22 protein-coding genes and 1 tRNA gene are annotated in these 23221 nt (G+C 63.1%); 15 read left to right on the plus strand and 8 right to left on the minus strand.

The genetic code is table 11. The annotated features are described in order from the left end of the window. Positions 1–201 precede the first annotated feature (201 nt). Positions 202–786: a HutD/Ves family protein gene (locus ACEWPM_RS14085; protein ID WP_393963927.1), complete on the plus strand. Its 585-nt coding sequence runs from the start codon at positions 202–204 to the stop codon at positions 784–786. 99 nt (positions 787–885) lie between these two features. Here the strand turns inward: ACEWPM_RS14085 and ACEWPM_RS14090 are convergent, their stop codons facing one another. From ACEWPM_RS14090 to ACEWPM_RS14100, 3 genes are read right to left on the minus strand one after another with little or no spacing between them, the layout of a single operon-like run. Next, complete coding sequence (locus ACEWPM_RS14090) at positions 886–1011, minus strand: hypothetical protein (protein WP_393963926.1); 126 nt, start codon at positions 1009–1011, stop codon at positions 886–888. A 32-nt stretch (positions 1012–1043) separates the two neighbouring features. Further along, on the minus strand, positions 1044–1328 hold the full coding sequence (locus ACEWPM_RS14095; RefSeq protein ID WP_393963930.1) for a hypothetical protein: 285 nt from the start codon (positions 1326–1328) through the stop codon (positions 1044–1046). Next, entirely contained in the window at positions 1217–1804 is a 588-nt protein-coding gene (locus tag ACEWPM_RS14100; RefSeq protein ID WP_420768025.1) for an amidohydrolase family protein, read from the minus strand. The genes ACEWPM_RS14095 and ACEWPM_RS14100 overlap by 112 nt, the downstream gene beginning before the upstream one ends. Positions 1805–1816: 12 nt before the next feature. Between ACEWPM_RS14100 and hutI the strand changes: the two genes are divergently transcribed. The 3 genes from hutI to hutU are packed head-to-tail and all read left to right on the plus strand — an operon-like array spanning position 1817 to position 6293. Next, complete coding sequence (gene hutI / locus ACEWPM_RS14105; protein ID WP_393963924.1) at positions 1817–3028, plus strand: imidazolonepropionase; 1212 nt, start codon at positions 1817–1819, stop codon at positions 3026–3028. Further along, positions 3025–4563, plus strand: a complete 1539-nt coding sequence (gene hutH / locus ACEWPM_RS14110) for a histidine ammonia-lyase (RefSeq protein WP_393963923.1) — start codon at positions 3025–3027, stop codon at positions 4561–4563. The genes hutI and hutH overlap by 4 nt, the downstream gene beginning before the upstream one ends. A 59-nt stretch (positions 4564–4622) precedes the next feature. Further along, positions 4623–6293, plus strand: coding sequence for a urocanate hydratase (hutU, locus tag ACEWPM_RS14115; protein ID WP_393963922.1), 1671 nt, complete (start codon positions 4623–4625; stop codon positions 6291–6293). A 37-nt stretch (positions 6294–6330) separates the two neighbouring features. Here hutU and ACEWPM_RS14120 read toward each other — a convergent pair whose 3' ends face one another. Next, positions 6331–7020, minus strand: coding sequence for a UTRA domain-containing protein (locus ACEWPM_RS14120; RefSeq protein WP_393963921.1), 690 nt, complete (start codon positions 7018–7020; stop codon positions 6331–6333). Positions 7021–7215: 195 nt separating this feature from the next. On the opposite strand from ACEWPM_RS14120, the gene ACEWPM_RS14125 reads away from it, so the two are divergent. The 4 genes from ACEWPM_RS14125 to ACEWPM_RS14140 are packed head-to-tail and all read left to right on the plus strand — an operon-like array spanning position 7216 to position 11736. After that, on the plus strand, positions 7216–8172 hold the full coding sequence (locus ACEWPM_RS14125; RefSeq protein WP_393963920.1) for an ABC transporter permease: 957 nt from the start codon (positions 7216–7218) through the stop codon (positions 8170–8172). Between the two features lie 13 nt (positions 8173–8185). Further along, a complete protein-coding gene (locus ACEWPM_RS14130) occupies positions 8186–9034 on the plus strand; it encodes an ABC transporter permease (protein ID WP_393963929.1) in 849 nt (282 codons plus the stop codon). 3 nt (positions 9035–9037) lie between these two features. Next, positions 9038–10669: an ABC transporter ATP-binding protein gene (locus ACEWPM_RS14135; protein ID WP_393963919.1), complete on the plus strand. Its 1632-nt coding sequence runs from the start codon at positions 9038–9040 to the stop codon at positions 10667–10669. After that, on the plus strand, positions 10666–11736 hold the full coding sequence (locus tag ACEWPM_RS14140; protein WP_393963918.1) for a succinylglutamate desuccinylase/aspartoacylase domain-containing protein: 1071 nt from the start codon (positions 10666–10668) through the stop codon (positions 11734–11736). The genes ACEWPM_RS14135 and ACEWPM_RS14140 overlap by 4 nt, the downstream gene beginning before the upstream one ends. Here the strand turns inward: ACEWPM_RS14140 and ACEWPM_RS14145 are convergent. The 3 genes from ACEWPM_RS14145 to ACEWPM_RS14155 all read right to left on the minus strand — a co-directional run bounded on the left by ACEWPM_RS14145 (position 11733) and on the right by ACEWPM_RS14155 (position 14982). After that, the gene (locus ACEWPM_RS14145; RefSeq protein WP_393963917.1) at positions 11733–12905 is read right to left on the minus strand and encodes a 2Fe-2S iron-sulfur cluster-binding protein; all 1173 of its coding nucleotides are present in this window, start codon (positions 12903–12905) and stop codon (positions 11733–11735) included. The genes ACEWPM_RS14140 and ACEWPM_RS14145 overlap by 4 nt on opposite strands. Position 12906: 1 nt before the next feature. Continuing rightward, a complete protein-coding gene (locus ACEWPM_RS14150) occupies positions 12907–13947 on the minus strand; it encodes an aromatic ring-hydroxylating dioxygenase subunit alpha (protein ID WP_393963916.1) in 1041 nt (346 codons plus the stop codon). A 93-nt stretch (positions 13948–14040) separates the two neighbouring features. Beyond that, complete coding sequence (locus tag ACEWPM_RS14155; protein ID WP_393963915.1) at positions 14041–14982, minus strand: LysR substrate-binding domain-containing protein; 942 nt, start codon at positions 14980–14982, stop codon at positions 14041–14043. A 197-nt stretch (positions 14983–15179) separates the two neighbouring features. On the opposite strand from ACEWPM_RS14155, the gene ACEWPM_RS14160 reads away from it, so the two are divergent. The 3 genes from ACEWPM_RS14160 (at position 15180) to ACEWPM_RS14170 (ending at position 19327) form a co-directional block, all read left to right on the plus strand. Beyond that, on the plus strand, positions 15180–16724 hold the full coding sequence (locus ACEWPM_RS14160; protein WP_393963914.1) for an ABC transporter substrate-binding protein: 1545 nt from the start codon (positions 15180–15182) through the stop codon (positions 16722–16724). Positions 16725–16817: 93 nt separating this feature from the next. Beyond that, a complete protein-coding gene (locus tag ACEWPM_RS14165; protein ID WP_393963913.1) occupies positions 16818–18188 on the plus strand; it encodes an FAD-binding oxidoreductase in 1371 nt (456 codons plus the stop codon). 17 nt (positions 18189–18205) lie between these two features. Then, positions 18206–19327, plus strand: coding sequence for an aminotransferase class I/II-fold pyridoxal phosphate-dependent enzyme (locus ACEWPM_RS14170; protein ID WP_393963912.1), 1122 nt, complete (start codon positions 18206–18208; stop codon positions 19325–19327). 513 nt (positions 19328–19840) lie between these two features. Here ACEWPM_RS14170 and ACEWPM_RS14175 read toward each other — a convergent pair. After that, positions 19841–19930, minus strand: a tRNA-Ser gene (locus tag ACEWPM_RS14175). Between the two features lie 132 nt (positions 19931–20062). On the opposite strand from ACEWPM_RS14175, the gene ACEWPM_RS14180 reads away from it, so the two are divergent. The 4 genes from ACEWPM_RS14180 to ACEWPM_RS14195 all read left to right on the plus strand — a co-directional run bounded on the left by ACEWPM_RS14180 (position 20063) and on the right by ACEWPM_RS14195 (position 22941). Further along, on the plus strand, positions 20063–21403 hold the full coding sequence (locus ACEWPM_RS14180) for an AAA family ATPase (protein ID WP_393963911.1): 1341 nt from the start codon (positions 20063–20065) through the stop codon (positions 21401–21403). Positions 21404–21502: 99 nt separating this feature from the next. Continuing rightward, positions 21503–22288, plus strand: a complete 786-nt coding sequence (locus ACEWPM_RS14185; RefSeq protein WP_393963910.1) for an AAA domain-containing protein — start codon at positions 21503–21505, stop codon at positions 22286–22288. Continuing rightward, positions 22219–22434, plus strand: a complete 216-nt coding sequence (locus tag ACEWPM_RS14190) for an AAA domain-containing protein (RefSeq protein WP_393963909.1) — start codon at positions 22219–22221, stop codon at positions 22432–22434. Before ACEWPM_RS14185 ends, ACEWPM_RS14190 begins: the two co-directional genes overlap by 70 nt. Positions 22435–22527: 93 nt before the next feature. Then, positions 22528–22941 carry an endonuclease domain-containing protein gene (locus tag ACEWPM_RS14195; RefSeq protein ID WP_393963928.1) on the plus strand — a complete coding sequence of 138 codons (414 nt, stop codon included), beginning with the start codon at positions 22528–22530 and terminating at the stop codon, positions 22939–22941. Positions 22942–23221: the final 280 nt, after the last annotated feature.

The following is a 23221-nucleotide window of genomic DNA, read 5'->3' on the forward strand; positions in this document are numbered from 1 at the left end:
ACCTCGCCCTTCTTCGGGCCATCGAGGTTCACTTCCATGATTTCCATGGGTTTTCCGGCCTCAAGGGCCACGGCGGCGAGTGTTCTCATTGCGGATCTCACTTAATTTATGTATAGACATATAGAGTGTCACCACTTTGTAGAAAGCGTGACTGGCCCCGTCAAGCATCTGGCGTCACTTTGGATTGGGGGAAGGCATACCATGCAACTTTTGAAGGGCGCCGATCTGGTGGAGGTGCCGTGGAGGAACGGCGGCGGCATCACCCGCAACATTGCGGAGGGGCGGACAGCCTCGGGCGCGGCCTGGCGTCTGAGCCGGGCGGACGTGGCGGACGATGGGCCATTCTCGAATTTCGCCGGATTGCGGCGCATTCTGACCGTCGTCTCTGGCGCGGGGATGGACCTGGTGCATCCGGGTGGCACCTTGCGCGCCGCCCTGTTCGAGCCGGTCGCGTTCGATGGCGGCCTGCCGGTGACGGCGCGTCTGTTGGAGGGGCCGCTCACCGATCTCAATCTGATGTTCGATCCAGCCTATTGTGACGGCGCGGTCCGGCTGAGGCGCGGCGCGGCCACGCTGGATGCGGGTCCGCCGCTTGCCGGGCTCCTGGTGATTCACGTCCTGCAGGGTCGCCCGCGGATCGCGGGCAACGCGCTGTCGGTCGCGGATACCGCCTTTTTGTCCGAGCCTGCGGATATGGTGATGGCCGAGGGGGACGCTCTGCTCGAGATATCCTTGCGGTATCTGGATCGGAGCGCGGCCATCACGCTTTGCGTTGCGGCACGGTAGCGCGCGACGATTTGCGCGCGCGCGACATCCCTGCCGCCCTTGACCATGTGGCGGCCGTGGGACCGGACATCGGTCACGACCCGGTCGTCGCGGCAAAGATCAGACCATCAGCGCGGTGTCCGAGCTGTCGATCGCCACCAGATCGGCCAGCTGGCCCACGACTGCCCCGGGGTGGCCATTGCCCGTGTTTTGGTATCGCTCATGTGGGTGGCGTGGATCAGGCACCAATCAAGCGTGACATCGGCATTCGCCAGCAGTCAGTCCACGGGGCGCAATGCCGACGCGGCAATCGCCGGGCAGCCCTGCCACCGCGTGACGCCCGCGCTACCAGGTCGCCAAAAACGGTCCACATCATTGCCAAACCGCGCCTGCCCCGCCTGCAGCGGTGCCTTGCCCGCGCCGCCATAGGTATAAAGGACCGGCAGATGCGTCAGGCCGATGCCCTTCTGCCCCGCGGCAGCGGCGATGCGCGCCGAGAGCTCGCCCAGATCGGCGTAGGGCGCGCCACCCGGCTGGTGGTGAATGTAGTGGAATTCGCCCACCGATGCATATCTCGCCTCCTGCGTTCAAGGAAAACGAAGGCGGCGATTGCCTCGATCTGTTCGTGGCCGAGATGCGCGGTAAAGCGATACATAAGATCGCGCCATGTCCAGAAACTGTCCTTACCGGCCATGCGGTATTCGGTCATCCCCGCCATCGCCCGCTGAAAGCTGTGACTGTGACTGTGACTGTGACTGTGACTGTGACTGTGACTGTGACTGTGACTGTGACTGTGACTGTGACTGCGCAAGTTGGCCAGCGCCGGAAGAAGCGTGTCAACGCGTGCATCACCGGATCGGACCGCAGCGCCCTCTTCGATACCGGTGATCTTCCCGCCCTCCACCACCAGCCTGACATTGCTGGCCCAGCCACACGCGATGAGAGCCTGATTTGCGAAAATCATTTGACTGCCTTTCGAAAGTTTATGTATAGACATAAATAGATTCACCCGCCGCTGGCAAAGCGAAACCTCAGCCATTTCGGACAGTTTATGACAGATAGCAGCACCCTTTACGTCGATTTCACAGCCGCAACCATGGTGACGGGGGGCGACGCTTATGGCCTGATCCAGGATGCAGCGATTGTCGCCCAGGACGCGCGAATCGCCTGGGTCGGGCCGCGCGGGGATCTGCCGACCCAGTATGACAGCCTGGCCGGACACAGCCTTGGGGGCCGCCTGGTCACGCCGGGGCTGATCGACTGCCATACCCATGTGGTGCATGGCGGCGACCGCGCGGGCGAGTTCGAGATGCGCCTCAACGGCGCCAGCTACGAGGAAGTCGCGCGCGCCGGGGGCGGCATCGTCTCGACCGTGACGGCAACCCGCGCGTCGGATGTGGACCGGATGGTGGCGGATGCCCTGCCCCGCGTCGATGCGCTGCTCGCCGAAGGCGTCTGCACGCTGGAAATCAAGTCTGGCTATGGCCTCGATACCGAGACCGAGCTGCGGATGCTGCGCGCCGCGCGCCGCATTGGCGAGGAGCGCCCGGTGCGGGTCTGCACCACGTTCCTCGGCGCGCATGCGGTGCCCGCCGAATATGACGGCCGCCCCGACGCCTATATAGACGAGGTCTGCATCCCCACCCTGCGCAAGGCGCACGGCGAAGGGCTGGTGGACGCGGTTGACGCGTTCTGCGAGGGCATCGCGTTCTCGCCCAGCCAAGTGTCGCGCGTCTTTGACGTGGCAAAAGAGCTGGGCCTGCCGGTCAAGATCCATGCCGAGCAGCTGTCGAACCTCGGGGGTGCGATCATGGCGGCAGAGCATGGCGCCATCTCGGCCGATCACATCGAATATCTGGACGATGCGGGCGTCGCCGCGCTGGCCAAGGCCGGCACCGTCGCCGTGATCCTGCCCGGCGCCTTCTATACGATCCGCGAGACCCAGGCCCCACCCATCGAAGCGTTGCGCAACGCAGGCGTGCCGATGGCGCTGGCGACGGACAACAACCCCGGCTCGTCGCCGCTGACGTCGCTTCTCCTGACGATGAACATGGCCTGCACACTCTTCCGCATGACCCCCGAAGAGGCGCTGAGCGGCGCAACGCGGAATGCCGCCGCCGCGCTGGGGCTGGAGGATTGCGGCACCCTCACCAAGGGCATGCGCGCCGATCTGGCCGTCTGGGACGTCAAGACACCGGCCGAGCTGAGCTATCGCATCGGGTTCAACCCGCTTCATTCCCGCATCTTCGGAGGCACTTCGTGACCACGCTTACCCTGACGCCCGGCGCCGTGACGCTGGATCATCTGGCGCAGATCTATTGGGACGAATGCGCCGTGCGCCTCGATTCCGCGTGCCACCCGGATATCGAGCGTGCCCACGCCCGCATCGCGCGCGCCGTTGCTGGGTCCGATGCCGTCTACGGCGTCAATACCGGCTTTGGCAAGCTGGCTTCCGTCAAGATCGCGTCCGAGGATACGGCCACGCTGCAGCGCAACCTCATCCTCTCCCATTGCTGCGGCGTCGGCCCCGCCATTCCGCGCCGGATGGCCCGATTGCTGATGGCGCTCAAACTTCTCAGCCTTGGGCGCGGGGCATCGGGTGTGCGGCTTGAGCTGACGCATCTGATCGAGGCGATGCTGGAGAAGGGCGTGACGCCCCAGATCCCGGCCCAGGGCTCGGTCGGGGCGTCGGGCGATCTGGCCCCGCTGGCGCATATGGCGGCCGTCATGATGGGCCATGGCGAGGCAGAATACGGCGGCAAGGTGATGGCGGGCGGCAAGGCATTGGAGGCCGCGGGCCTCAGCCCGATCGAGCTGGGCCCCAAAGAGGGTCTCGCGCTGATCAATGGCACGCAATTCTCGACCGCTTTCGCGCTGGGCGGCCTTTTCGGCGCATGGCGCGCGGCGCATTCGGCGCTGGTCACATCCGCGCTCTCGACGGATGCGATCATGGGATCGACCGCCCCCTTGCAGCCCGAAATTCACCAGCTTCGCGGCCATCGCGGCCAGATCGAGGCAGGCGAGACGATGCGCGCGCTGCTCAGCGGTTCGGAAATCCGCGAGAGCCATGTGGACGGCGACGCGCGCGTGCAGGATCCCTACTGCATCCGCTGCCAGCCGCAGGTGACCGGCGCCGCAATGGACGTTCTGCGCCAGGCGGCGCGCACGCTGGAAATCGAGGCGAATGCTGCAACTGACAATCCCCTTGTTCTGACCGAGGCGGACCTGATCGTCTCGGGCGGGAATTTCCACGCCGAGCCGGTCGGCTTTGCCGCCGACATGATCGCGCTGGCCGTGGCCGAGATCGGCGCCATCGCCCAGCGCCGCGTCGCGCTGATCGTCGATCCGGTGCTCAGCCATGATCTGCCCGCCTTCCTGACGCCGCGCCCCGGCCTCAACTCGGGCTACATGATCGCCGAGGTGACGACCGCCGCGTTGATGAGCGAGAACAAGCATCTGGCCAACCCTTGCGTCACCGACAGCACGCCCACCTCCGCCAATCAGGAAGACCATGTCAGCATGGCCGCCCATGGCGCGCGGCGCCTGATGCCGATGTTGGACAACCTCACCCGCATCCTCGGGGTTGAACTCCTTTGCGCGTCCCAGGGCGTCGATTTCCGCGCGCCCTTGACCACCAGCGCGGCGCTGGCCCGCGTCGTCGCGCGGGTGCGCGAAGAGGTCGCCACGCTGGGCGATGACCGCTACATGGCCCCCGATCTGGAGCGCGCGGCGCAGATGATCGCCACGGGCGCCATCATCGAGGCGGCAGGCACCCCGATGCCGAAGCTGGGCGCCTGAATGCGCCCCTTTCATTCACCTTCTGATCCCATGTTGAAATAGACCCCCGGAGACACCTCATGAGTAATCCCCGCAAGAACACCCGCGACATCTATCCCGCGACCGGCAGCGAGATCACGGCCAAAAGCTGGATGACCGAAGCCCCGATGCGCATGCTGATGAACAACCTGCATCCCGACGTGGCCGAGAACCCGCATGAGCTGGTCGTCTATGGTGGCATCGGGCGCGCCGCGCGCACATGGGAGGATTTCGACACGATCGTCGCCAGCCTCAAGGACCTTGAAGAGGACCAGACCCTGCTGGTGCAATCGGGCAAACCCGTAGGCGTCTTCCAGACGCACAAGGACGCGCCGCGCGTGTTGATCGCCAACAGCAATCTGGTGCCGCATTGGGCCACCTGGGACCATTTCAACGAACTCGATAAGAAGGGTCTGGCGATGTACGGCCAGATGACCGCCGGATCCTGGATCTACATCGGGTCTCAGGGCATCGTGCAGGGCACCTACGAGACGTTTCAGGAGGCGGGCCGCCAGCATTACAATGGCGATCTGACCGGCAAGTGGATCCTCACGGGCGGTCTGGGCGGGATGGGCGGCGCACAGCCTCTGGCCGCCGTGATGGCCGGCGCGTGCTGCCTTGCGGTCGAGTGCAACCCCGACAGCATCGATTTCCGCCTGCGCACGCGCTATGTGGACGAGCGGGCCGAGACGCTGGACGAAGCGCTCGAGATGATCGAGCGATGGACCAAGGCGGGCGAGGCGAAATCCGTCGGCCTTCTGGGCAATGCCGCCGATGTCTTCCCCGAGCTGGTCAAGCGGGGCGTGCATCCCGATATCGTCACCGACCAGACCAGCGCGCATGACCCGGTCAACGGCTACCTGCCGCAAGGCTGGACCATGGCCCAGTGGCGCGAGAAACGCGAGAGCGATCCCAAGGCGGTCGAGAAGGCCGCCCGCGCCAGCATGAAGGTGCATGTCGCCGCGATGGTCGATTTCTGGAACGCGGGCGTTCCGACGCTGGATTACGGCAACAACATCCGGCAGGTCGCGCTGGAGGAGGGCCTTGAAAACGCCTTTGCCTTCCCCGGATTTGTGCCCGCCTATATCCGCCCCCTTTTCTGCCGGGGCATCGGTCCGTTCCGCTGGGCCGCGCTCTCTGGCGACCCCCAAGATATCTACAAGACCGACGCCAAGGTGAAGGAGATCCTCTCGGAGGACACCCATCTGCACAACTGGCTGGACATGGCGCGCGAGCGGATCAGCTTTCAGGGCCTGCCCGCGCGCATCTGCTGGGTCGGCCTCGGCGTGCGGCACAAGCTGGGACTCGCCTTCAACGAGATGGTCCGGAGCGGCGAGCTGAGCGCGCCCATCGTGATCGGCCGCGATCACCTCGATAGTGGCTCGGTCGCCTCGCCCAACCGCGAGACGGAGGCGATGAAGGACGGCTCGGACGCGGTCTCCGACTGGCCGCTGCTGAATGCGCTTCTCAATACAGCGTCGGGTGCAACCTGGGTGTCGCTGCACCATGGCGGCGGCGTCGGCATGGGCTTTTCGCAGCATTCCGGCATGGTGATCTGCTGCGACGGCTCCGAGGATGCAGACCGCCGCATCGCCCGTGTCCTCTGGAACGATCCGGCGACCGGCGTCATGCGTCACGCCGATGCAGGCTATGACGAGGCGCTGGACTGCGCGCGCGAGAACGGGCTGAACCTGCCGGGTATCCTCAAGTGACCCCCTCGCTCCGGCCACCCTGCTGGCCGGAGCACGTTCAGTAGCGCGTCGTCATGCGGTGGCCGGGCCGATAGGACAGCCTGACATGAGTGATCGCCCGGCCCTCGAACCACGTTGCCCGCTCCACCACGAACAGCGGATCGCCCTCCCGGCTGCCCAGATACTCGGCCAGCCGGGCATCGGCCAAGGCGGCGGAAAAACTGATCTCGGCATTCGAAAAGGGGATCGTCGCCACCAGCCATTCATTCGGCCCGGTCTCGCTGAAATCCGCCTCTTCGGCCTGCGGCAAGGCCTCCAGGCTGATCCAGCGGTCCTCGTGCTGGTAGGGATCGCCATCCGCGTAATGCATGCAGATGAGGTGCAGCGCCCGCGTGCCTTCCGCCAGCCGGAGCCGGGCACGGAGCCAATCGGGTGCGGCCTCGACACTGCGCGCCGCCAGCGCATAGCGGTAGGCCGCGCCCTTGTCCTCGATCTCGCGGCGCACGATGGGGATATCGAAACGTGCCTGCCGGATCGGGCTGGCCCGCACGCGGGTCCCGGCCTTGCGCCGTCGCTCGATCAGGCCGTCATCGGCCAACTCGCGCATCGCGCGGTTCACCGTGGCACGGGCGCAGCCATAGGTCTCGGCCAGTTCGATCTCGTTCGGGATAAGGCTCCCGGGCTGCCAATGACCCTTGGTGATCTTGGCGAGGATGTCGGATTTGACGTCCTTATAGGTGGCGTTCATCAGGCGGGCCTTCGGATAACACTGCATCAAATGCCTTATAGTCTATATCGCATTCTGTACCAAGCCTGCCTGTACGAGCCTGTAGATATTCTAAACGATGGCGGTGTCAGCCTGCGCTCGTCAGCCTATACGCATCAGGTTTTGCAATATATTATCTAGACATAAAGGCGATTATTTGGACAAAAAGTGGTGTAGATGCGAACGATCCTGTCGATCATCATGAAAAGACTGCTGGTTGGTTGCCTGACCCTATTCGTCGTAACCATCATTATCTTCGGCGCGATCGAGATGCTGCCCGGCGACATCGCAACCGAGGTTCTGGGCCAGGCCGCGACCGAAGAAAGCCTGAACGCATTCCGCGAGAAATATGACCTGAACCGGTCGCTGCCCGCACGCTACCTGTCATGGCTGGGCGGCGCGGTCACGGGCGATTTCGGCATCAGCCTCGCCAACCAGCGCCCGATCTCCGAGCTGATCGGCCAGCGCGCGGCCAACACCTTTTTCCTTGCCGGCTATGCCGCCGCGATCGCAGTACCGATTGCCGTGATGTCGGGCATGCTGGCCGCACTCTACAACGGATCGATCTTCGACCGGATGCTGTCCAGCTCGACCTTGGCAGCGATATCGTTTCCCGAATTCTTCATTGCCTATATCCTGATCCTGATCTTCTCGGTCGCGCTAGGCTGGTTTCCCAGCCTTGCCAATGTCGATCCGAATATGGGTCTGGGTGAGCGGCTTTACCTGACATTTCTGCCAGCAATGACGCTGACGCTGATCGTACTGGCATACATGATGCGCATGACGCGTGCGGCGATCCTGAACCTTCTGGCGCTGCCTTATATCGAGATGGCGCATCTGAAGGGGATGAAGCGCTGGCGCGTGATCGCGGTCCATGCGCTGCCCAATGCGTTGGCGCCGATCATCAACGTCATCGCGCTGAACCTGGCCTATCTGATCGTCGGCGTGGTGCTGGTCGAGGTGGTGTTCGTCTATCCCGGCCTCGGGCAGATCCTGGTCGATGCGGTATCGAACCGCGACGTGACCGTGGTGCAGGCCGCCTGCCTGATCTTTGCGGCGACTTACATACTGCTGAATCTCGCGGCGGATATCCTGTCGATCATCGCCAATCCCCGCCTTCTGCACCCGAGGTAGCGCCGTGAACGAGATGCTATACACACTGCGCGGCGCGCCCGTTTCCGCCTGGATCGGCATTTTCATCGTCGGTCTCTACGCTATCCTTGCCATCGGCGCGCCCGTGTTGGCCCCCTACCCCGAGGCGGCATCCGTCGGCGCGCAATATCAGCCATGGGTCGCGCCGCATTATCTTGGCACCGATGCGCTGGGGCGCGATGTGCTCTCGCGGCTGATCTACGGCGCACGCAACACGGTGGGCATCGCACTGGCCACGACAGCACTGGCGTTCCTGCTGGGCGCCACCATCGGCCTTCTGGCAGCCACCATCGGCGGTTGGTTCGACTCCTTTAGCGCGCGCGTTGTCGACGTGCTGATGGCGATACCCCCATTGATTTTTGCGCTGCTGATCCTGACGATAACCGGAACGTCGGTTCTGTCGCTGATCCTCGTCATCGCGGTACTGGACAGTACGCGCGTATACCGCCTGTCGCGCGCCGTGGCGCAAGGTATCCTGACGATGGACTATATCGAGGTGGCGCGAATGCGTGGCGAAGGCCTGCCGTGGTTGATCCGCAAGGAGGTGCTGCCCAACGCCGCCGCGCCGTTAATCGCGGAATTCGGCCTGCGCTTCTGCTTTGTCTTTCTGTTCATCTCGGCGCTGTCATTCCTCGGCCTCGGGATTCAGCCACCCACGGCCGATTGGGGCGGGATGGTGCGCGAAAGCGCCAAGCTGATCGGCTTCGCCAATTTCTCGACCTGGCAATCGGCCACCTTCGGTCTTGCACCGCTGCTACCCGCGGGCGCCATCGCGCTCTTGACCATCGGCGTCAACCTGATCGTCGATTGGGTGCTGCACATGTCCTCGGGACTCAAGGAGTAACGCATGAGCAATCTGCTGCTGGAGATGACCGATATCCGCATCGAGGGCCGCTCGGACAGGGCGTGGAAGCCCATCATCAAGGGTGTCGATCTGTCGCTGAGACGCGGCGAGATCCTGGGCCTCATCGGTGAGAGCGGCGCGGGCAAATCGACACTGGGCCTTGCCGCCATGGGCTATACCAAGGGCGGGTGCCGGATCAGCGGCGGCTCGATCACATTCGACGGGCAGGAACTTGTGGGGGCACCGCAAGGCGCGCTGCGGAAGCTGCGCGGCAAACGGATTGCCTATGTCGCGCAGTCTGCGGCGGCCGCCTTCAACCCGGCCTACAAGCTGATCGATCAATATTGCGAAGGCCCGGTCAAACATGGCGTGATGAGCCGCGCCGAAGCTCAGCGCGATGCGGTGGAGCTGTATCGCAAGATCCGCCTGCCGGACCCCGACCAGATCGGCTTTCGCTATCCGCATCAGGTATCGGGCGGGCAGCTCCAGCGCGCGATGACGGCGATGGCGATGTCCTGCCGCCCCGATCTGATTGTCTTTGACGAGCCCACGACGGCGCTGGACGTGACCACACAGATCGAGGTGCTGGCCGCGATCCGCGACATCGTGCACGAATACAACACCGCCGCGATCTACATCACCCATGATCTGGCGGTCGTCGCGCAGATGGCCGACCGGATCAAGGTGCTCTTGCGCGGCGAGGAGGTCGAGGATGCGCCCGCCCGCGACATGCTGGCCGACCCGCAGGAGGATTATACCAAATCCCTCTGGGCGGTCCGCGCGTTTCGCCGCGATCCGATGCCCCCGCAGGAGGCAGGCATCGCGCCGCTGCTGGAAATCGCGCAGGTCACAGCAGGCTATGGCGCCGCAACGGTGCTGAAGGATATCGACCTGACGATCACACGCGGATCGACCGTCGCGATTGTTGGCGAAAGCGGGTCCGGCAAATCCACCCTCGCGCGCGTCGTGATGGGCCTTCTGCCGCCATGGCAGGGGGCGATCAAATTCGACGGCACGCCCCTACCCGCCTCCAGCAAAAACCGCACACCCGATCTGCAGCGCCATGTGCAGATGATCCACCAGATGGCCGACACCGCGTTAAACCCGAAGCAGCGCATCCGCGAGGTGATCGGCCGGCCGCTGGACTTCTTTCTCGGGCTCAAGGGCGCGGCCAAGGAGGCACGTACGCGCGAGCTTTTGACCCTGATCGAACTGGACCCGGACGAGTTCATCGACCGCCTGCCTTCCGAGCTGTCGGGCGGCCAGAAACAGCGTGTCTGCATCGCCCGCGCTCTGGCGGCCGAGCCGGAATTCATCATCTGCGACGAGGTCACATCGGCCCTCGATCAGTTGGTGGCCGAGGGCATCCTGCGCCTTCTGGACCGACTGCAACGCGAGATGAATCTGACCTACATGTTCATCACACATGATCTGGCGACAGTGCGGTCCATTGCCGACACCGTCGTGGTGATGCAAAACGGCGTCATCGTCGAGCAGGGCACGAAGGACGAGATCTTCACGCCGCCCCACGCCGATTACACCGAGCTTCTTTTGTCATCGGTGCCCGAAATGGATCCCGACTGGCTGACCCGGCTTCTGGCCGCACGCGGCGCAAACGGGCAAGGCGAGCCATGATGGGTCTCGCGTTCGGCACCGTATCGTCCTCGCTCGATCTGGATGCCCCGGGCAAGCGGGCAGGCCAGTTCGGCCTGACGCATTCGGGCAACCGCCATGCCTTTTCCACGATCCGCGCGCCGCTTGGCGTTATACGCGGAGGGGACGGCCCCACGGCCCTGATCTGCGGCGGCAACCACGGCGACGAATACGAGGGGCAGATCATCGCGCGCCGCCTCTTCGAGCGGCTCGAGCCGGGTGATCTGGCGGGCCGCGTCATCCTGGCGCCTGCGCTCAACATGCCTGCGGTCGAGGCTATCAGCCGGACATCACCGCTGGATGGCGGCAACCTGAACCGGTCTTTTCCCGGCGAGGCCCATGCCACCCCCACGCGAGAGATTGCCGGGTTTGTCGCGACGCAGCTTATGCCGCTGGCCGATGTCGCCATCGACTTGCATTCAGGCGGGACCGGCACAGCCTATCTGGACGCCGCCTATCTTTGCCTTTCGGGCGACGCGGCGCGCGATGCGCAGACCCGCGCCATGGCGACGGCGATGGGCCTGCCCTTCGCGATGGTCGTGCCGCCGGGCGACACGCCCGGCGATTTCGACGGGGCCGCCCACGCGGCGGGCTGCGCGATGCTGTCCTGCGAGCTGGGCGGCGAGGGCAAGGTATCGCAGCGCGCGCTCGAGGCCGGTTGGCAGGGCGTTTTGCGCGTACTGAATGACGCCGGCATTGTGAGCGCGGCGGCAGCGACGCGTCTGGGCGCCAAACCGGCGCCGCAAACGCGGTTTCTGGACCTTGGCGCAGCCTCGGCGCCTGTCACATCGGATCACCACGCGCTTGCCGAGCCCCTGGTGCAGATGGGCGAGGCGGTCAGCGCAGGCCAGGCCATTGCCCGCCTGCGCGATCTGCATCGTCTGGACGTTGCGGCCATTGACCTCATCGCGCCTGTCTCGGGCGTTGTCGCCATTCAGCGCGCGGGCGCTATTGTCGCGCCCGGCGATCATCTGTGCGTCATTTGCCCGGAACTCTCCGGCGTAGCACTCGATGCCCTGCTGGAGCAATCCGCGCGCAGCATGCCCTAGATATCCAGCACCACGGCCCCCTTGGGGCGGGCGCAGCAGATCAGCACCTCGCCCGGCGCGGGCGGGTTCAGCGGATCCTCGAAATATTCGACCTCGCCCGATACAAGCGCGCATTTGCACGTATTGCAGATACCGGCGCGACAACTGAATTCAGGGGTGAGGCCCGCAGCCTCGGCCAACTCCAGCAAGGATGACGAGGTGCCATCCCATGTTGCGGCCTTGCCGGATTTGCGGAACGTCACATCACCCAGCGCCGCATCAGGCGCAGCCTTCGGGGCCACCTCGACGGTGGTATCATCGCTGGCCCATGCATCGGGATTGGTCAGGAAGGTCAGCGAGCGGATGGACGCGGCCGCGTTCGACGCCGCCCGAGACGGCGCATCGGTGGGCGCGGCACTCATCTGGTCGAGCGACATGGCCTTGCCAAAGAACTCGTAGGCGATCCGGTCCTTTGGCAGGCCCAGCTCTTGCAACAGCTGATACATCGCCGCCATGAACGGGGCGGGGCCGCACATATAGGCCTCGTAATCGCCGATCGGGACATGATCTTGCAGAAACGCCTTGTCGATCACGCCCTCGGCGTGATGGCGCGCGGCGCTGCGATCCGCCTCGCTTGGGCTGCGGTAGACAAAGAGGGCGCGGATATTGCCCCCCTTCAGCGCCTCGACCTCATCGCGCAGCGCATGGACCGCGCCATTCTCGCAGGCGTGGATGAAATAGACGTCCCGTCCGCTATCCTTCAGGCTGTGCAGCATCGACACCAGCGGCGTCAGCCCGACACCGCCCGAAAGCAGCAGAACGGGGCGCTGGCTGGCCTCGTCCAGAACGAAACTGCCGCGCGGGGCGGCGATAGCGATCTCGTCGCCCGGCTCGATCCTGTCATGCAGCCAGCACGATCCGAGACCGTCTGGCGCGCCGCTCTGTCCGGCCTCACGCTTGACCGTGATCCGGTGGTGGCCAGTCTCGGCCACATCATTCGACACCGAATAGGTCTTGAGCACCGGCGCACCTGCCGCCGCCTCCGCATCGGGCATGCGCAGCGTCAGATACTGGCCGGGCCGCACCGGCCAGAGCGGCGCGCCATCGGCGGGCACCAGATGAAAGGACGTGATGATATCACTCTCGCGGCGCTTGTCAGCGACGCGAAAGCTGCGGAATCGATCAGCCATCTTACTGGCTCATCTTGGCGTCGACCATCGCCTCTTCGGCGATCATCGCCTCCAGCTGCCGGCGGAACCGCAGCTGGCCCGCATCGATGTGCAGGTCGATATGTGGCGAGGTTTTCTCGGTCATGCCGATCTGCACCTGATCCAGAACCGCGCGATCCTCCTCGAATGCACCGCGCACATCCTCGCTCATCATCTTGGACAGCTCTTCGTCATCCGGCCGGATGTTGCGCAGCTGGAACCAGTAATAGCGCGTTTCCGTCTCGGTCGTCGGCGTCATGAAGTTATAGCTGTCCATGACAAACGTGTTTTCATGCAGCGTGCCATCTACACCGCCGGTTCCGGCGGGCGTGAAAACCGCGCGGATCAGGGCGTGGCTTGGATAACGCACTTCGTAGTGCTGAAGTCGGTCGCAATTGCCTTCGAACTCAATCACCTTCTTGTAGAAGGGCGCAGGCTCGTGATCCATCATCCAGCGATGCACGATGACGCCCGTGTCCGTCTTGGTCACGCGCAACGGCGTGTCCTTGGTCGCCGCGGCGGCGAACGAGGTTTCATGCACCCAAGCCACATGCGTGGGATCAAGCAGGTTGTCGCACATCAGAAGGTAGTTGCAGTTCAGCTCCATCGCCGCGCCGCGGTTGATGCCCCACTCGGGATTGTCGAAATTCGGGATGTCAATGATATCCTCGGCGTCCGCGATGGCCGCGTTGCCCATCCAGATCCAGACCAGCCCGTATTTTTCGTGCACGGGATACGGCCGCACGCGCGCCGCCGAGGGGATGCGCCCGCCGCCGGGCGCCCAGACGCATTGGCCCGCGCAATCGAAGGTCAGCCCGTGATAGCCGCATTCAACGTTGTCGTCCTTGATCCGGCCCTTTGACAGCGGCAGCTTGCGATGCGGGCAGGCATCCTCCATCGCGATGACTTCGCCCTGGCTGTTGCGGAACATGCATATCTTCTCGCCCAGCACCTTGACCTGCTGCAACTCGCCTTTGATCTCGTCGCTCCACGCGGCGACATACCATGCGTTCTTCAAAAACATGCCTGGACTCCTGACTGACCTTAGTTTGGCTGGGACTATCCGATCTATATTGAAGACATGGCAGAATTAAATGCCGTTCTACAGGATGATTGTTTAGTTTTCCTGTCCCGTGGCCAGCAGCGCAATGCCCTGGTCAGACCGCGCCTCAGCTAGGATCCAGTTGAGGAACCTGCGCGACACGTCGTTTTCCAGCAGCATGGGCGACCAGCAGATGTGATAGGGCTCGGGCATCGGAATGGACTCGTCGGACAAACGGACCAGCCGCCCCAGCTTGAGATCCATCGACGCGAAAGAGTGCTGCGCGAGAGCGACGCCCTGCCCGCTCGCCACGGCCTCGAGTGCGGAACTTGAAAGCGAATGGATCGAAACGGGTTTGTGCGCGGGGCTCAGCTGACCTTGCGCGGCAAGCCAATCTCCAAGGCGCGGCACGCTGGCGTAACCCGGCCCCCAGTCGATATCGATCCACGGTAGCGATCCCAGCGATGCAGGGTTCGACGCCTCGGGGTGGCGGGCCAGAAACTCGGGGGCGCATACTGGAAAGCAGACATCATGAAAGAGCGCCCGCCGGTGCGGATGCACCTCGGACGCCGCACCATATGTCAGGCGGAACATGTGGTTCAGAAATTGCGGCTCGGGCTCCACATGGGTGGCCTCAAGCCGAAAGGAGGCCGACCCGAACGCCGCTTCAAAGCGGTGGAGGCGCGGATTGAGCCATTTGAGCAGTAGGGTCGGCAGCCCCGAGATACTCACATCACGATCGGCAATTCGTTCCGACAGAAGTCCTTGCGCCTGCTTCAGCTTGGCAAAGCCCGCCGAGAGCAACTCATGATACGATCGCGCGGCAGGAGCCAATGACGCGCGCCGTCCGTCCTTCATGATCAAGGGCATCTTGAGCTGCGTTTCGAGGATCTTGATCTGCTGGCTGATCGCGCCGGGTGTCACGCCCAGCTCCTTGGCGGCCGCAGTGACCGAGCCCAAGCGTCCAAAACTCTCGAAGGCCTGAAGCGCACGCATTGGGGGAAGGGTGGATTGCATAGCCTACCTACAGCATGGTTTTGAACGAGCCACGTTTAGCAATTCTAAAGAGTGTCCGCGCAATTCTCATTTGTAACGCGATTAAGGGTCAACCTATTCTATTAACAATAGACATAATAGCACGTAATCCGCCGCCCTCTCAACCGGCGATTACCAGTAACGACAGATCACAGGGGTATCATAAAATGACATTTTCGATGAACAGGAGAAGTCTGTTGCTGGGCGCGGGCGCCATGGGCGGCGCGGCCGTTCTGGGCCTTTCGGGCCAGCCGTTGCACGCAGCGACGCCGCAGCCCGGCGGGACGCTGCGCCTCGGGATCGGCAGCTTCGACTCGGGCGAGACCCTGGATCCGCAGGTGAACGAGACGAAATTCATGCAGAACCTGCAATGGCAGCTGCGCAACAACCTGATCGAGATCGGCGCCGGCGGCGTATTGGTGCCCGAGCTGGCAACCAGCTGGGAGTCGAATGACGATCTGACGGTCTGGGTGTTCAAGCTGCGCCAAGGGGTCGAGTTTCACAACGGCAAGACGATGGATGCCGATGACGTGGTTTTCTCGATCAACCTGCACCGCGGCGAGGACACGATCAGCCAGACCAAATCGCTGGTCGCCGTGATCAAGGACGTTCAGGCCACCGCCCCCGATGAGGTGACGATCACCCTGAACGAGCCGAATGCAGGCTTCCCGCCGGTTCTGGCGCTGACCACCATGGTCATCGTGCCCAAGGACGACATGAATTTCGACGCAGGCATCGGCACCGGCGGATATATTCTCGAAACTTACGAGCCGGGGATCAAATCCGTCGTCCGCAAGAACCCCAATTACTGGAAATCGGACCGCGCGCATTTCGACAGCATCGAAATGCTGGCAATTCGGGACGTAAACGCGCGCACGACCGCGCTGCAAACGGGGCAGATCGACGTGATGAATTCGGTCGATCCGACAACGGCCAATCTGATGGCGGTCATGCCGGGGGTCGATCTGGTCCAGACGCAGGGCAAGGTGCATTACTGTTTCAGCATGTACACAACCGATCCGCTTTTCTCGGACGTGCGCGTGCGCAAGGCGATGAAACTGGCGATCGACCGTCAGGACATGGTCGACAAAATTCTCAACGGCTACGGCTCGATCGCCAATGACCAGCCGATTTCGAACGCCTATCGCTATCACAATCCCGATCTGCCCCAGCACAGCTATGACCCCGAGCAGGCCAAGGCCCTGCTGAAGGAGGCGGGCGCCGAGGGTCTGACGACGACACTGCACGCCTCCAACACGCCCTTTACCGGCGCCGTCGAGGCCGCGCAGCTTTTTGCCGAGCACGCGGCGCAGGCGGGCATCACCATCAATGTCGCGCGTGAGCCCGAGGATGGCTATTGGTCGAACATCTGGGGCAAGAAGCCGTTCTTTGCCTCGCGCTGGTCCGGCCGTGCCAACGAAGATCTGATGCTGAGCCTTGCCTATTCGCGCGAGGCACTGGGCGGCTACAATGCGACCAACTGGGATAACGAGGCCTTCAACACCGCGCTGATCGCCGCTCGCTCGGAAAAGGACGATGCCAAACGCAGCGAGCTCTATGGCGAATGTCAGCGCATCCTGTCGGATGAGGGCGGACTGATCGCCCCGGTCTGGGCCGACTTCCTCGATGCCAAGGCGTCCAAGGTAGGCACGCCCGAAGAGATCTCGGGTGACTGGGACCTGGACGGCAACCGCTGCGGCGAGCGCTGGTGGTTCAACGCCTGATCGGGCAGAATTTCAGCATTGCGGGCCGCCCTGAACGGCGGCCCGCAGCCACATCCGATCCCGAGGTCAACACATCCGATGGATAGCCCCGCCGTGACCGACAGCATCGCCGCCGCTCTGGAGGATTTGCGCCCCCGGTTCGGGGACCGCTTGCTGACCTCCGATGCCGCGCGCGAGCACCACGGGAGCGGCGAGTCGCATCTGCCTCCCCAATGGCCCGATGCGGTGGTGATGGCGCAGTCGACCCAGGATGTGGCGGACGTGCTGCGCGCCGCCCACACGCACGGCGTGCCGGTCATCCCCTTCGGGGCCGGATCCTCGATCGAGGGCCAGATCCATGCGCCGCGCGGCGGGATCAGCATTGACCTGTCAGGCATGGACCGGATCATCGCAGTCCACCCCGAGGATATGGATTGCAGCGTTGCCTGCGGCGTCACCCGGCAGGCGCTGAACGAGCATCTGCGCGACACCGGCCTCTTCTTTCCCGTTGATCTGGGCGCGCATGCAACGCTCGGCGGCATGGCCGCGACGCGCGCGTCGGGCACGACGACCGTGCGCTATGGCTCCATGCGCGATCTGGTACTGGGGCTGACTGTGGTCATGCCGGACGGGCAGATCATCAAGACCGGCGGGCGGGCGCGCAAATCCTCGGCCGGGTATGACCTGACGCGGCTGATGATCGGGTCCGAAGGCACGCTTGGCATCATCACCGAGCTGACCTTGCGCCTTTTCGGCATTCCCGAGGCGGCGCAAAGCGCGATGTGCAGCTTTGCCAGCATCGAGGAGGCGACCGAAACGGTCGTCGCCGCCTTGCAATGCGGCCTGTGCCTGAATCGGATCGAGCTGGCCGATACCGTGCAGATGCGCGCGATCAACGCCTATTCCGGCACTGATCTGCCCGAACATCCCACACTTTGGATCGAGTTGACCGGATCTGAGGCGGCCGTCACCCATGACATGGCGGTCCTGCGCGATCTGGCCGAGGGCGCTGTGCGCTTTGACAAGGCCGAGACGGTCGAGGCCGCGTCCAGGCTCTGGCGCATCCGGCACGACGCGCTTTATGCCGCGCGCGCGCTACGGCCCGGCATCAAGGGGATTTCCACGGATGTCTGCGTGCCCGTCTCGCAGTTGCCCGCCTGCATCAGCGGCATCATGGAAGTGATCGCCACCACCTCGATCATCGCGCCGCTGGTCGGGCATGTCGGCGATGGCAACTTCCATCTGGTGCTGCTCTATGATCCGGCCGATGCGGATGAGGTTCGCGAGGCGCAGCATATCAACGGCAGCCTGATCAGGATGGCCCTCGCAATGGGCGGCACCTGCACGGGCGAGCATGGGGTCGGCCTCGGCAAGAAGGCCTATCTGGACGCCGAACACGGGCCCGCGCTGGACGTGATGCGCCGGATCAAGCGCGCGCTTGATCCGGGCGGTATCATGAACCCCGGCAAGATTTTCGATCTTTGACGCCAAGGACAGCAGCCATGACACACCCGATTCCCGATGATCTGATCCGCAAGGATGTGCGCGATCTGCCCGATTATAACGCCGGCCTCGCCTTGGACCGGTTTCGCAAAGCATACGGCATCGATTGCGTGGCCAAGCTGGACAGTAACGAGAGCCCGCTCGGTCCCTCGCCGCGCGCGATCGACGCGATGCGAGAGGCGGCCAGGGGTGTCGCGCGCTATCCCGATGCCGCCAACACCGCCTTGCGCGCCGCCATCGCGCGCAGCACGGGGGCGGATGCCGATTGCATCATCGTCGGCAATGGCTCGGAGGATCTGATCGGTGCGCTCTTTCGGGCTATCATCCGCGCGGGCGATCATGTCGTCACGATCTGCCCCAGCTTCGGCCTGCATGAATTTGGCGCGCTGACCTTCGGCGCGCGGGTGACCAAGCTGCCCTTCGAGGCCGACTGGTCCTTTCCGGTCGAGGCGATGAAGGCCGAATTGCGCCGCGCGCCGCGCGTATTGATCTTCTCGTCGCCCAGCAACCCCGCAGGCCCCGCGATCCGCGAAGATGAATTCCGCGCCATCGTGGACGCCGCCGACCCCGCGACGCTGATCTGCTTCGACGAGGCCTATGTCGAATTCACCCTGCCGCAGCACCGCTTTGACGCGCTCGGCATTCTGGCCGCATCGGGCAAGCCCTACATCGTGCTGCGCACCTTCTCCAAGGCTTACGGCCTTGCCGGTGCGCGGGTGGGCTACGGCATCGCTGGCGCGCCCGCGATGATCCGCGCGCTGATGAAGACGCGCAATCCTTTCGGCGTCAACGCGATGGCCGCCGCAGGCGCGATCGAGGCGCTGGCCGATACGGCCCATCTGGACCGCGTGGTCAAAGATGCCTCAGCCGAGCGCACGAGGGTGGCCGCCGCTCTGACCGGAAAGGGCTATCCCTGTGCGCCCAGCCAGACCAATTTCGTCTTTTTCGACACGCGCCAGCCTGCGGGCGATTTTGCCGAGGGGCTGCGCCGCTCGGGCATCCTGATCAAGGCATGGCAGGAGGTGCCGTTTCAGACATGGGCGCGCGTCACCATGGGCACCCAAACCGAGAATGACGCCTTTCTGGGCGCCGTGCCGGACATCAGCGCCCAGGTGGCCTGATCTCCGCAACGTCCTGCTGGGCAAAGATCCAGGCAGACATACTGGCAGGCGTGCATCCGGTTGATCTGACGCTGGAGCGCATCGTAAAGACCGGCGTCCCGCTCGACTGGGATGAACAGGCGCAATTGTTTGGCTTTGATTGAACAGCGCTGCGCCGAAGATCTGGCACCCCCTGATCGCGCCACATCTGTCTGATCCGTCGCGCAATCACAGCGACATGCCGCCGTCCGGTTTCGATCAGTCTTGCGCTCGGCCGGACAACACACTGCCGACGCCCGGAATGGCCTTAGCCATTCATCCGCGAAATCGAAGGAAATTCCCTGCTAATTCCCTGTATTTCCAGTTTCGGCGCCAAAGCGAAACGAGCCTATTGCAGGCCGGAGACTGGAGGCCGGAAAGCCGGGAATACTGCCAAAGCATCACGTCTCAGTTACGGGTCGCCGTCAGCAAGCTTTTGATCTTGTATGTAAACACTGACGCAGAACGAAACACGTGACGTGAGACTTGGGTGGGTGGCGGAGACGATGGGATTCGAACCCACGAGACCCTTCCGGGCCTACTCCCTTAGCAGGGGAGCGCCTTCGACCACTCGGCCACGTCTCCGCCGACCCGTATAGCCAAGCAAACATAGGGAATACAAGGCCAAATTGGGGTTTATTGAAAAAACCTCCCTGCGCCCAAAAACTGCTCAAATGGCACTGAGAGGCACAGAATGGCACCCAGTTTGGGCAAGATTTGGTCAATTTCCCTTCCAGAGAAAGCGCCCTGAAAGCATGGAAGCGACGCAGCCAAGCCTGCCTTGCTGGCGTTCCCAGTGATGTCGATCATCAGGCTCTGCTGCGCTATTGGCGGTCTGCCCTGCGTGCCGACCCTTGCGGGGCGACTACGCAAGTAGTCGATAAACACGGTGTGGAATGGGCCCTTATTTCCCGGCGCGGACCAATAGCTCCGGGAGAGGGTGAAACCCTTACCATCACCATTGCGCTCGATGCGCTTGCAGCCTCATTCCGCGTGGCGATGGTGCACAGGGAAGGCAACGAAAATGCGATGGCCATCGGCTGGCTCATGGCAGTGACCAGATTGAGTGTGGTGCCAGCGTTTCAGCCGGTCGGCTTACTCTCTGCCACTTGGGAGCGTCACGAAAGAGATCTGATTTTGACGGTGGACGCCACTGATGTATTGGTGAATCCGGACTGGATGAGAAATGCAGCGCGTCAAACCGGTTGGCACCGCGAGGCGTTGGCGGAGTTGTTCGACGCTGAGGATGGTGTCGGGCTACATGCATCTTACTATCTACTGAAAATAAAGGACGCCGTGGCGAGCCTGATCCGGGGGCGTATCACCGGCGAAGATCTCGCCTTCCGGCTCGACGCGTCGTCAACAGGTATTTTCGACTCGGCGGCACTCTTTCTTCGACCCGACTCCAATTTCACCGCCGGTGCTGCGCGAGATCTGGATATTATCGCGACCTGGTCGCCAGAGCGGATCGCCCGCACCGCACTCGCGAAAGTATTCAGCTTCGAATCTCAGAACGACAACATCGAAGTTCCCGCGGTCAATACCGGCGCCTTGAACCGAGAACAGACGGCAGCAGTACGCAATGCCTGCTCGGAGCCGCCATCCGTCGTGACCGGGCCGCCGGGAACGGGAAAGAGCCAGGCGATCGTTTCCTTGGCAGCGTCTGTGCTTCTTTCCGGCGGCAGCGTTCTGATGGCATCAAAGAATCATCAGGCTCTTGATGCGGTCGAGGACCGTCTTGGTGCGCTTGCGCCGGGCGTCCCTTTCGTGACGCGGACCTTGAAGCCGGAAGATGAGATCGATGTAGGTTTCGTGGACGCGCTGAAGGCTCTGATCGATCGCGATCACGCCATGCGCGCGCGGCGTGTCGACCAAGCCATGTTGGACGACCTCAGAGTAGCCGCTCGCGAACGAAGTGCGGGGGGCGACGCACTTGCGCAGCGAACGGAGTTGGAAGGCGAGATTGCAGAGCTTGTGGAACGCATCGAGTATCGTGTGGGACTCGGTAGACAAGAAAACACGTTTGCGCCGGACGACCCATCCGCATTGCCCAGCTGACGTCGCATTCTTTTGGCCTTTGTCCATCTATTTGCCAAAAGGCAGGCTGCTTCAACCAAGGCCGATGAAACGTCCCTCCGTGGCGCGACTCTGGCGGAGATGCGTTATCGTCTGGAGCAGGCACGAGCTGCAAAGAGCGCCTTGCCGCCTTTGAGCGATCCGATCGCACTTGGGGAAAAGATACAAAACCTCGTGGCGACGGTTTTGCCCCAGGCAATGGCAGATCGCGCATCTCTGGGCGATGCCAGGCGCCAAGAGATTGCGGAGTCCTACGACGACTGGGCGTTCGCTGCCGGCAGGGGAATCCTTCCGGCCGATCTTGCTCGATCGATCCTCGGCACGCCGCGGCGCATTCCGCTGGATGATGGTCTCTTTGATCTTGTCGTCTTTGACGAGGCCAGCCAGTGCGACATCGCCACGGCCATACCCCTCTTTGCGCGGGCGAAGAGGGCCGTCGTCGTTGGGGACGATCAGCAGCTTTCTTTCATCCCCCCAATTGGGCCAGGCTCAAGATCGGAACCTGATGCAGGCACGAACCTCCCGATTGCAAAGATGGCGCGCTTCGCGCAGAGTCGACGATCACTCTTCGATTTCGCCTCGCGGGTGCCGAATGTCGCGCGGTCACGCTACGCCACCAATATCGCTCGGCCGGCCCGATTGTGGATTACATCAGCGAGTATTTCTATGGAGGTCAGCTCGAGACCTCTCACGATCCAGCCAGTCTTGTTGTCCCGAAAAATGCGAAACCGGGTTAGGCATGGGAAGATGTTCCTTCGCCTGCGATCCCGCAGAACGGCAATGTCTACGTTGCGGAGGTGTCTGCCATCATTCGTCATTTGCGCCAGTTGCTCGAAGAACAAGGTTATCCCGGGCGGGTTGGCGTGATAACCCCGTTTCGCGCGCAAGTGATGGCATTGCAGGACGCGATCGCGAATATATCGGAGCAGAAGCGTTTGGGTGCCGACCTGAGTGTCGGCACGGTCGATGGTTTCCAAGGACAGGAAAGAGACCTCATCCTCTTTTCGCCTTAAGTGGGCCCGCGTAGTCCGCGATCGGGTCTGACGTTCTTTCACCGGGACGCACGACGGCTCAATGTCGCAATCTCTCGTGCCCGCGCGGTGGCGATGATCTTTGGCGATCTCGACTTTGCCCGGTTGGGGACATCGAAGGCGCTCAGGAACCTTGCAGCGCGGGCGATCGAGCCACGAGCGCGCGCCGGCGAAGGCGTATTCGATAGCGATTGGGAGCGTCACGTTATTCACGCACTCAAGGAACGAGGGCTCGACCCAATACCGCAGCACGAAATTGCCGGTCGCCGGCTCGACTTCGCTTTGTTCGGAAAGCAAGGTATGAAGCTCGATCTGGAGGTGGACGGGCGCCGTTGGCACCAGACACAGGACGGCAAACGCAAGACGACCGACCTTTGGCGTGATCACCAATTGCAATCACTGGGCTGGCGCGTCCGCCGATTCTGGGGAGATGAACTGGCACTGGGCATGGTGGAATGCATTGACATCGTCGAACGGGACCTCGCCTAAGCTGGAATAATCACCATACTGATGACTCCTACTGACAGCAAAAACAGGGTAGATTTGTGATGCGGGGACGGCCCACAACGGGCATCCATCACCCCTCAGTTTCCGCTCTGCAGCTTCACCAAACTGGCCATCCGCCACATTTGCTGGATTGGCAACTCAATGGGTGGCAGCAACACGGTACGTTTTGGGCCCATGCTCCGAGCGCTGGAGCAAGACGCGGGTTTTGTTTAGCTATGTGGCTGTATCAACTGTTGGCGGTGCATCCTTGCTGAAGCGTAGT

Origin of the sequence: Roseovarius maritimus, from assembly GCF_043355895.2 — a bacterium.
GTDB classification, from domain to species: Bacteria; Pseudomonadota; Alphaproteobacteria; order Rhodobacterales; family Rhodobacteraceae; genus Roseovarius; species Roseovarius maritimus.